The 9,669-nt window shown below is 71.3% G+C and carries 5 protein-coding genes and 1 pseudogene; all 6 read left to right on the forward strand.

Features of this window, described 5'->3' with window-relative positions; translation table 11 throughout:
• Positions 1-455 precede the first annotated feature (455 nt).
• The 6 genes and pseudogenes from D452_RS31575 (at position 456) to D452_RS31585 (ending at position 9,359) form a co-directional block, all read left to right on the forward strand.
• The gene (locus D452_RS31575; RefSeq protein WP_239646465.1) at positions 456-1,310 is read left to right on the forward strand and encodes a hypothetical protein; all 855 of its coding nucleotides are present in this window, start codon (positions 456-458) and stop codon (positions 1,308-1,310) included.
• Between the two features lie 322 nt (positions 1,311-1,632).
• The gene (locus tag D452_RS0126970) at positions 1,633-2,019 is read left to right on the forward strand and encodes an SPW repeat domain-containing protein (protein WP_017547247.1); all 387 of its coding nucleotides are present in this window, start codon (positions 1,633-1,635) and stop codon (positions 2,017-2,019) included.
• Positions 2,020-2,061: 42 nt separating this feature from the next.
• A complete protein-coding gene (locus D452_RS0126975; protein WP_017547248.1) occupies positions 2,062-2,415 on the forward strand; it encodes an MGMT family protein in 354 nt (117 codons plus the stop codon).
• An 86-nt stretch (positions 2,416-2,501) separates the two neighbouring features.
• Entirely contained in the window at positions 2,502-5,708 is a 3,207-nt protein-coding gene (locus D452_RS0126980; protein ID WP_017547249.1) for an ATP-dependent helicase, read from the forward strand.
• Positions 5,701-7,230, forward strand: a pseudogene (locus D452_RS31580) (ATP-dependent helicase); the annotation flags it as partial. The gene D452_RS0126980 and the pseudogene D452_RS31580, both read left to right, overlap by 8 nt.
• A gap of 341 nt (positions 7,231-7,571) precedes the next feature.
• On the forward strand, positions 7,572-9,359 hold the full coding sequence (locus D452_RS31585) for a PD-(D/E)XK nuclease family protein (protein WP_017547250.1): 1,788 nt from the start codon (positions 7,572-7,574) through the stop codon (positions 9,357-9,359).
• The last annotated feature ends 310 nt before the right edge of the window (positions 9,360-9,669 follow it).

Here is a 9,669-nt window from a genome sequence, read left to right on the forward strand (position 1 = left end):
CTGAGCAGGCTCCCGGCGCGGGCCGCCCCGTCTGACCCCCGGCCGCCCGAAAAGACGTCCCCCGGGCTGACCGGGTCTCTCAGAACACCTGCACACGTGAGAGCGGCTCCGGGGACGGATTGAGAGAGAAAGAAACCAAGAGGCCCCGAATTGGACGGGCTACTTCGGTGACTCGGTTGACGTGCCCTGGGCCCGGATCTGGTCCCGAGCAGGAACGACGGTGACGTCCTCACCGAGTCGAAGAAGACTCCCACTCCTGTCCTGGTCCGAGCCAAAGCCACCGACATCGACGCCCCCGGCTCCGGTAACCGTTCAGACAAAGAGATCGCTGACAACACCGGAGGCGACCGCGGTGGCCGATGTCAACTGCCCGTTCCATGAAAGGAACCGCCCGGACCTCGTCTCGCCCGAATATCGAGAACTGCCCACGCTCGAAGAGCAAGGAGTCCCCGAAAGTGAAAAGAATTAATTCAGAGGAACTTGATTCGCTCGACGAGTACAGTGCGGTGTACGAAGGTGCGGGGTTGACCGGATATGCGGTGGAGCTTGAACCCGGAATAGCTTCGTATCGCTCCTTCGTGCAAGGTGTGGCCTGGGGGTCCGAGTACTCCGTCAGTGATGATGGGGTACTGCTCAGCTACTCGAATGTTTCCACGAAAAGGCCCATTGTTGGAGCTTTCTGGACCTGGGACTATGATGGGAATTTGCAATCTGAGGAGATTTTTTCCAGCAATGGCCACCTGGCTCTCAAGAGAAAATGGAAGGAAAGCGGCCTGCTCGCGAGCGAGGAGCTCATCATTCCCCGCTCCGCGGTGGGAGAAGGGGGTGGAGAAGAAATCATTCCCTGGGTCCGCCTTCCTGATGTCACGCCCCCGGAAAATGTGCTTGCAGGTCAGTTCACCGCCACGGTGAAATCAGAAGACCTGTCTGAGGCTCCGGGGAGTGGTCAACAAATTCTCAACGGGTCACCGTTCACTGGGTTCGTTTTCGATCAGGGGGCAGAAGGGGGCTCTGGAGTTCGCAGCATGATCGATGGATTCGAGGAGGGTCCCGTATTCCAATGGTCGGCTTCGGGAAGGGTAGTGGGCCAAGGTGTTCGTCGTCACCCCTACGGCCCCGTCGGGCCCTGGCACGAGTGGGACGAGCAGGGGCGGCTACTTTCCGAGACCGTCTTTGATGCCCTCGGCAACAGGATCATTCACCGCGAATTGGATGAGAGCCAGAACATCGTCCGCGAACAACGCTTCGAGCCGGCCACACTTTCGACCGACCCCGAGACCGGTGAGCGACGTCCCGCGCCCTGGCTCTGAGGCCGGAAGAGGCCACGCGGCCTCGGGGCGGGGTCCCGCAGGTGCACGGACCTCCTGTCCAGGGCGTGGGACCGGCAGGTGAGTTGCCAGGGGTACGCGATCTCGTTGCCGACCGTGCCCGCGCCGGCCTGATCGCCCTGCACGTGGTCGGCCAGACCACCGCGGCTCACTGCCGTCCGGGCCCCGCACGTAGCCCGACAGTGCGGTCGGTGGGGCTTTTCGCTTGTCCGAACCCCTACCAAGGGTGATAAATGGGTACGAAGCACCCACGGGGTGCGGTACCGACCTCCGGTGCGGACCCCTGCCGCGAGGAGGTGGCGTGATGCGTGAGAAGGGACGCTGGGCGGACGTGGCCACGATTGTTCTCGGGCTCGTCGTGGGTCTGAGCTGGGTCGGGCACGGGATGTACGGCTTCTCCGGGGCGATGTTCCTCCTGGTGGGGCTGGCGGTCATCGTCATGGCCACGATGTCCCTGACCCGGCCCGGCGCGCTGGTGACCGAGCTCGGCGTGACGGCGGCCGGTGTGCTGCTGTTCGTCCTGCCGTGGGCGCTGGACTACACCCACGTCCTGCCCGCCGCGATCACGGCGTGGGTCGGCGGCGTGATCATTGCCGCCCTGGGCGTGAACGGGCTGGTACGGGCCCGCGCCGCGCGCAGGCGCGACCCCGAGCTGGCGTGGGGCACCCACATGAACGTGGTGTCCGAGTAACCGGCGCCGATTAGTGTCCGAGGGGGCGGATAGGCTCGGCGCATGGTCGAGCCCCACCCCCGAGAACCCGCCGAGGACGAGGAGTCCGAGCCCGTCGACGAGTACACCGAGGAGGTCCTCTCGGTGGTCGAGCGGATCCCGTCGGGCCGGGTCATGAGCTACGGCGACATCGCCGAGTACGTCGGCCGGGGCGGACCCCGGCAGGTGGGTTCGGTGATGTCCCGCTGGGGCGGGGGAGTTCCGTGGTGGCGCGTGGTGCGCTCGGACGGGCGCCCCGCCGAGGGCCACCTCGTACGTGCCCGATCCCACTACGCGGCGGAGGCCACCCCGATGCGCCCGAGCGGCGACCGGGTGGACATGCGGGAAGCCCGATGGGACGGGGGAAGCGGCGCCTGAATGGGCTCCGGAGCGCCCACGCGGCGTCCGCGATGGTCGTCGACCTCTGGTGAACTGGAGGCGTGAACACATCCCCGTACCGTCTTGTGCGGCGCGCCCACCAGGTGCTGCCGCCTCCGGTGCTGGACGAGAACCAGCAGCGCGTCGTCGACCACCCGGGTGGCCCGCTCCTGGTCCTGGCCGGTCCCGGGACCGGCAAGACCACCACGATCGTCGAGGCCGTGGTGGACCGCATCGACAACCGTGGTGTGGACCCCTCCCGCATCCTGGTGCTCACCTTCAGCCGCAAGGCCGCCCAGGAGCTGCGTGAGCGCATCACCGGCCGTCTGCGGCGCACCACCCGCGAACCCCTCGCCCTCACCTTCCACAGCTACGCCTACGCCCTCATCCGCCGCGAGTTCCAGCGGATGGGCGACTCCCCGCCCCGGCTGCTGTCCGGGCCCGAGCAGCTCATGGAGGTTCGCGAGCTGCTGAACTGGGAGTTCCAGGACGGCGCCGAGGAGTGGCCCGAGCGACTGCGCCCGGCCCTGGAGACCCGTGGGTTCGCGGAGGAGCTACGCGACTTCCTCATGCGCGCCCAGGAGCGCGGGTTGGGCCCGGCAGACCTGGCCCGGGCGGCGGCCGAGCGCGACCGCGACGACTGGACCGCCGCCGCCGGGTTCCTCTCCCGGATGAACGGCCGGTTCGACATCGCGCCGGTGCCCACCCTCAACTACGCCGAACTCGTACGCGTGGCCGCGAACATGCTCTCCGACCCCGAGGTGCAGGAGCGCGAGCGCGCCGCCCACGAGGTGGTGTTCGTCGACGAGTACCAGGACACCGACCCGGCCCAGGAGGAGCTGCTGCGCGCCCTGGCCGGGGACGGCCGCGACCTCGTCGCGGTGGGTGACCCGGACCAGTCCATCTACGCCTTCCGCGGTGCCGAGGTGGACAACATCCTCGACTTCCCGCGTCGTTTCCCCACACTGCGGCGTACCGACGCCCCGGTCGTGGCACTGCGCACCTGTCGGCGCAGTGGTGCTGCCCTGTTGACGGCCTCGCGCGGCCTCACCCGCCGCCTGCCCGCCGTGGCCTCAGCCCAGGGAAGGGTGAACGCCCACCGCGACCTCATCCCCGCCGAGGGGGTCCCGGACGGTGAGGTGCACGTCCTCATGGCGGACAGCTCCACCCAGGAAGCCGCCGTCATCGCCGACACCCTGCGCCGCGCCCACCTGGTGGACGGGGTCCCGTGGTCGGACATGGCCGTTCTGGTGCGCTCCTCCAGCCGCCAGCTCCCGGTGCTGCGTCGGGCGCTCACGGCCGCCTCGGTGCCGGTGGTCGTGGGGTCCGATGACCTGCCGGTGGCCGCAGAACCCATCGTCCGTCCGCTGCTCGGCCTCATCCGCTACGGCCTGCGCCCGCAGGAGCTGGACGACGACGCCGCCCGAGAGCTACTCATGAGCCCCTTCGGCGAGGCGGACTCGGTACGGCTGCGCCGTCTGGTCCGCGCCCTGCGTCGCCTGGACCTCGACCGCGCCGCGAACGGAGCCGAGCCCACCGAGCCCCCCGAACCCACTGACGCTGCCGGGGATGCCAGGAACACCGAGGGCACCGAGGAGACCCCCGCTACGGGCTACCGGCCCTCCTCCCGGCTGCTCGTGGACTCCCTGCGCGACCCCGGTGAACTCACGCTGGTGGACCCCGCCGTGGCCGCCCCGGCCCTGCGCGTGGCCAACGCGTTGCGCACCGTCCGGGACCTGTCGGCCAAGGGCGCCGACGCCGAGCAGGTCCTCTGGGAGCTGTGGCGGGACAGCGGCCTGGCCGACCGCCTCATGCGCGCCAGCCTGGCCGGGGGCCGCCGAGGCGCCGCCGCCGACCGCGACCTGGACGCCGTGGTCGCGCTGTTCGAGAGCGCCGCCCGCTACTGCGACCGCCTGCCGCCCGGCACCCCCGGCGGGTTCCTGGAGGACCTCGCCGCGCAGGAGATTCCCGGCGACAGCCTCGCCGAGCGCGCGCCCGAGGGCGAGGCGGTGCGCATCCTCACCGCCCACCGCTCCAAGGGCCTGGAGTGGGGCCTGGTGATCGTCGCCGGGGTTCAGGAGGGCGAGTGGCCGGACCTGCGGCTGCGCGGTTCCCTGCTCGGCGTGGAGGAGCTGCTGGACTCCGGCGGCCACTCCGCCGACTCCTTCGGCGCCGCCCTGGCGTCCAAGCTCCTGCACGAGGAGCGCCGCCTCTTCTACGTGGCGCTCACCCGTGCGCGCCGCACCCTCTACGTCACCTGCGTGGGCGGCGAGGACACCGATGAACGCCCCTCCCGCTTCCTCAACGAGATGGGCACGGGCGACCCGGAACCGGTCAGCACCGGCCGCCGCTGGCTGTCCCTGCCCGCGCTCGTCGCCGACCTGCGCTCGGTGGTCACCGACCCCGAGGCCCCCGACCCCCTGCGCACGGCCGCCGCCGCCCACCTGGCCCGCCTGGCAGAGGAGGGCGTCCGGGGAGCGGACCCGGCCGAGTGGTACGCGCTCACCCCCTTCTCCGACGCTCGACCGCTCTCCGACCCCGAGGACACCATCCGGGTGTCGCCCTCCCAGGTGGAGAGCTTCACCAACTGCCAGCTCCGCTGGTTGCTGGAGCGCGCGGCCGGGGCGTCCTCGGGCGACTCCGCCTCCGCCCTGGGCACCGTCGTGCACGCCGTCGCCGTGCTGGTCGCCGAGGGCGGCACCGCCGAGGAGGTCGGCGCCCGCATGGACGAGATCTGGGCCGACCTCGACTTCGGCGGCCCCTGGCAGTCCGACAAACAGCGCGACCGCGCCGACGAGATGGTCCGCAAGTTCATCACCTGGGACGCCACCAACGACCGCGAACTGGTCGTCACCGAGGAGGGGTTCAAGGTGGACGTGGGCGGGATCGAGATCACCGGCAGAGTGGACCGTCTCGAACGCGACTCCGAGGGCCGCGCCGTGGTCGTGGACATCAAGACCGGCGGCACCAAGGCCGACGACCTGGCCCGCCACCCCCAGCTCGGCGTCTACCAGATGGCCGTGCTCCGGGGCGCCTTCGCCAAGCTCGGCCTGGCCGAACCCGGCGGCGCCGCCCTCGTCCAGGTCGGCAAGGCCGCGCTCAGCAAGAAGGCACGCGAACAGACCCAGCCCCCTCTGGGCGAGGACCCCGACCCCGCATGGGCGGGGACCCTCGTCCGCGAGGTCGCCATCGGCATGGGCGGGTCCCGCTTCGCCGCCACCCGCAACACCGGATGCAACGCGTGCGCCGTGCGCGCCTGCTGCCCGGTCCAGGACGAGGGCCGACATGTCTGAACCCATCCCCGGGGCACCCTCCGCCTCCGGTTCCCCCGACCCCCACAGACCCCGCTTCAACCCGGCCGAGCTGGCCCGGCTCCTCAAGCGTCCCGAACCCACCGCCGAGCAGGCCCAGGTCATCTCGGCGCCGCTGGAACCCGGGGTGGTGATCGCCGGCGCCGGGTCGGGCAAGAGCGAGACTATGGCGGCCCGCGTCGTGTGGCTGGTCGCCAACGGCCACGTCCGCCCGGAGCAGATCCTCGGGCTGACCTTCACCCGCAAGGCCACCGCCGAGCTGGCCGAGCGCGTGAGCAAGCGCCTGGAGCAGCTGCGCGCCACCGAGCAGTTCCCGGACGAGCTGCTGGACGGCGAGCCCACCGTCTCCACCTACAACTCCTACGCCGGGCGCATCGTCGCCGACCACGCCCTGCGTGAGGCGGTCGAACCCACGTCCCGGCTGCTCAGCGAGGGTCAGGCCTGGCAACTGGCCGCCCGGATCGTCGGCGAGTACGACGGTCCCATGGAGCACGTGAACGTCGGCGCGGACACCGTCACCCGCCGCGTCCTGGACCTGTCCGGGCAGATCTCCGACCACCTCACCACCACGGACCAGGTGCGCGGCGTCGGCCGCTGGATCCAGGCCGGGGTGGACGCGATGTCCCGCAAGACCACCCAGCCCACCCGGGACCTGGTGGACACCCAGCGCCGCCGCGAGCAACTGCTCCCGCTGGTGGACCGCTACAACCACGCCAAGCACGCGCGCGAGGCCATGGACTTCGGCGACCAGATGGCGCTGGCAGCCCGCATCGCCCAGAACCACGCCGAGGTCGGGCTGATCGAGCGCGGCCGGTTCCGCGTGGTCCTGCTCGACGAGTACCAGGACACCAGCCACGCCCAACTGGTGCTGCTGCGCGCGCTGTTCGGCGAGGGGCACGCGGTGACCGCCGTGGGCGACCCCTGCCAGTCCATCTACGGATGGCGGGGGGCGATCGCCGCCAACCTCACCAGCTTCCCCACCGACTTCCCGGTCGCGCCCGGACGCCCCGCCCCGGTCCGCCGACTCACCTTCAGCTTCCGCAACGGTGAACGGATCCTGCGGGTGGCCAAACGAATCTCCGAGCCGCTGCGCGCCGAGGCGGCCGACGTCCCGGTGCTGCACCCCAGCCAGGCTCGGCAGGGTCGCGGCCTCGCACGGGCGGGGCTGTTCTCCACGGAGACCGAGGAGGCGGCCTGGATCGCCGACCACGTGCGGGACCTGCTCCGGGCCGACGCCGAGACCCCGGGCGGCCAGGTGTTCGCCCCGGACGGGCTGGTGTGGCCCGAGAGTGAGACCGGCGGCGGACCCGACGGCGGGGTCAGTCCCGGTGACGTCGCGGTCCTGTGCCGCAAGCGCTCCCAGTTCCCGCCGCTGCGCGACGCCCTGGAGGCGCACGGTATCCCCGTGGAGGTCGTCGGCCTGGGCGGGCTCATGCTCGTGCCCGAGGTCCGCGACATCATCGCCACCCTGCGCGTGGTCCACGACGCCTCGGCCGGGAACGAGCTGGCCCGCCTGCTCACCGGGCCGCGCTGGCGGTTGGGCCCCCGCGACCTCGCCGCGCTCGGCTCCCGCGCCACCGAGCTGGCCAGGCACACCCGCCGCGACCTCACCGGCCCCGCGGCGGAGGAGGGGGCGCGCGAGGAGTCGGAGGACCTGCTGCGCCGCACCGTCCTGGACCTGACCGCCGAGAGCGGCAGGCTCGTGGACGCCGTCGNGACCCGGGGCCCGCCGAGAACTACTCGGAGACCGCCTACGAGCGTCTGGGGCGCCTCGCCGAGGAACTGCGCACCCTGCGCAAGCTCGTGGGCCAACCGCTGCCGGACCTCATCACCGAGATCGAGCGGATGCTCGGCCTGGACATCGAGGTGGGCGCGCGCACCAACCGCGACCCCCTCTCGGCCCGCGCCGACCTGGACGCCTTCGTGGACCACGCCGTCCGCTTCGTCGGCAACTCCGAGGACCCCACCCTGGGGAGCTTCCTCGGCTACCTCAACGCCGCCGAGGAGAACGAGAGCGCCCTCAGCCCGGGAGAGCGGGTGGGCGGCTCGGACAGCGTCAAGCTCATGACCATGCACGGAGCCAAGGGCCTGGAGTGGCCCGTGGTAATCGTGCCCGGGGTGAGCGCCGGGGCGCGCGCCCCGCTCTTCCCCGCCAAGGCCCGCGACTCCCTTGCCTGGGTGAAGGCCGACCACCAGCTCCCGTACCCGCTGCGCGGCGACCGCTCCAGCCTGCCCACGCTGCGCGGGGTCGAGAAGGAGGACATCGCCGCGTTCAAGGAGGCGGAGGAGGCCCGCCACCTGATGGAGGAACGGCGGCTCGCCTACGTGGCGGTCACCCGGGCCTCCTACGAACTGGTGTGCACCGGTCACTGGTGGGGGCGGACCGGCAGCGCCCCGCGCGGGCCCTCGGAGTTCCTGGAGGAGATCCGCGAGGCCTGCGAGCAGGGGGCCGGGGGAGTGGTGCGCTGGGACCCGCCGCCGGACCCCGAGGACACCAACCCGCACGACGAGGAGGAGTCGTCGGCGGTGTGGCCCCCCGAGGACGTGCCGTCCGCCACGGGTTCCGCGGAGCCCGCGCCGGTGCTGTTGCCGGTTCCGGCAGTTCCGGAACCCGTGCCGGACTTCGAGTTCGGACCGGAACCGGACTTCGAGTTCGAGCCGGAGTACGATCCCGAGTTCGACGACGTACCGGTGCCCGACTTCGACGCGCTGATCGAGTCCCCGGCCGAGCCCGCTCCGGTAGCGGAGCCCGAGCCGAACCCGGAGGGCCAGCCCCCCGCCGCCTCCCGACGAGCCCAGATCGTGGCCGGTGCTGAGCTGGTCGAGCAGGCGCGTGCGCGTATGCGTGAGGGGAAGCCGGTCGGTCCGAGGAAGCCCCCCGAGGGGCTGCGCCGCAGGCTCCAGGGGTGGGAGCGCGACACCGAGTTGCTGCTCGCCCACCGGGACCGGGCAGCCTCGGGCCCGGGGGACGGGCCAGTCCAGGTGGAGCTGCCCGACCACCTGTCGGTGTCCTCCATGGTCTGGTTGGCGCGCGATCCCTCCGCGCTGGCCCGGCAGATCCGTCGGCCGCTGCCCCGGCCGCCCGCGCCGCACACCCGCCGGGGCACGGCCTTCCACACGTGGTTGGAGCAGCGGTTCGGTCACAACGCGACGCTGCTGGACGAGTTGCCGGGGGCCGCCGACGAGACCGCAGGTGAGGACGAGGACCTGGCCGAACTCCAGCGCAGGTTCGAGGAGAGCGAGTGGGGCACGAGGATTCCGGCCGAGGTCGAGGTGCCGTTCGAGACGGTCATCGGTGACCGTCTGATCCGTGGTCGGATGGACGCGGTGTTCCATGACGCCGACACCGGGCGGTACGACGTCGTGGACTGGAAGACCGGTCGTCCGCCGGGGAACAACGTCGAGCGCAGGGCTGTCGGGGTGCAGCTGGCCGCCTATCGGCTGGCCTGGGCCGACTTGGCCGGAGTGGGGCTGGAGGAGGTTCGGGCCGCGTTCCACTACGTGCGGGCGGGGGAGACCGTCCGGCCCGCCGATCTGCTGGACGCGGACGGGTTGGCGGCCCTGATCACCAACATCCCCGAACCCTCGTTGAACGGGGAACCTCGGCACACTGGGCAGCGCCCTCCAGGGTGAGGCCAGCGGATTCACCCTGGCCACGCCCAGAATCCCGTACGCAGTCATTGATCGTGGTCTCCTCGACAACCCTCAGGACACAGCACCTCGTGGATTCACCTGCTCCGGGTGATTCATGGGCCCCATCTCTTGGGGATCTCCTCCAGGTGCTGGAGGGGCAGCCCTCCTCGGCTCGCACGCGGGGTGCCTTCTCTTCCCACCCACCGGACCCTCCTCTTCGGCCTCGCCGGAACTGGAAAGGCATCAGCGAAGGCGGGTGCTTCCTCGCGTCGGTGCGCAGCGGGTTGCGTGTCGCGGCTGGTCATTGGCC

It is taken from the genome of Nocardiopsis prasina DSM 43845, from assembly GCF_000341265.1.
Classification (GTDB): domain Bacteria; phylum Actinomycetota; class Actinomycetes; order Streptosporangiales; family Streptosporangiaceae; genus Nocardiopsis; species Nocardiopsis prasina.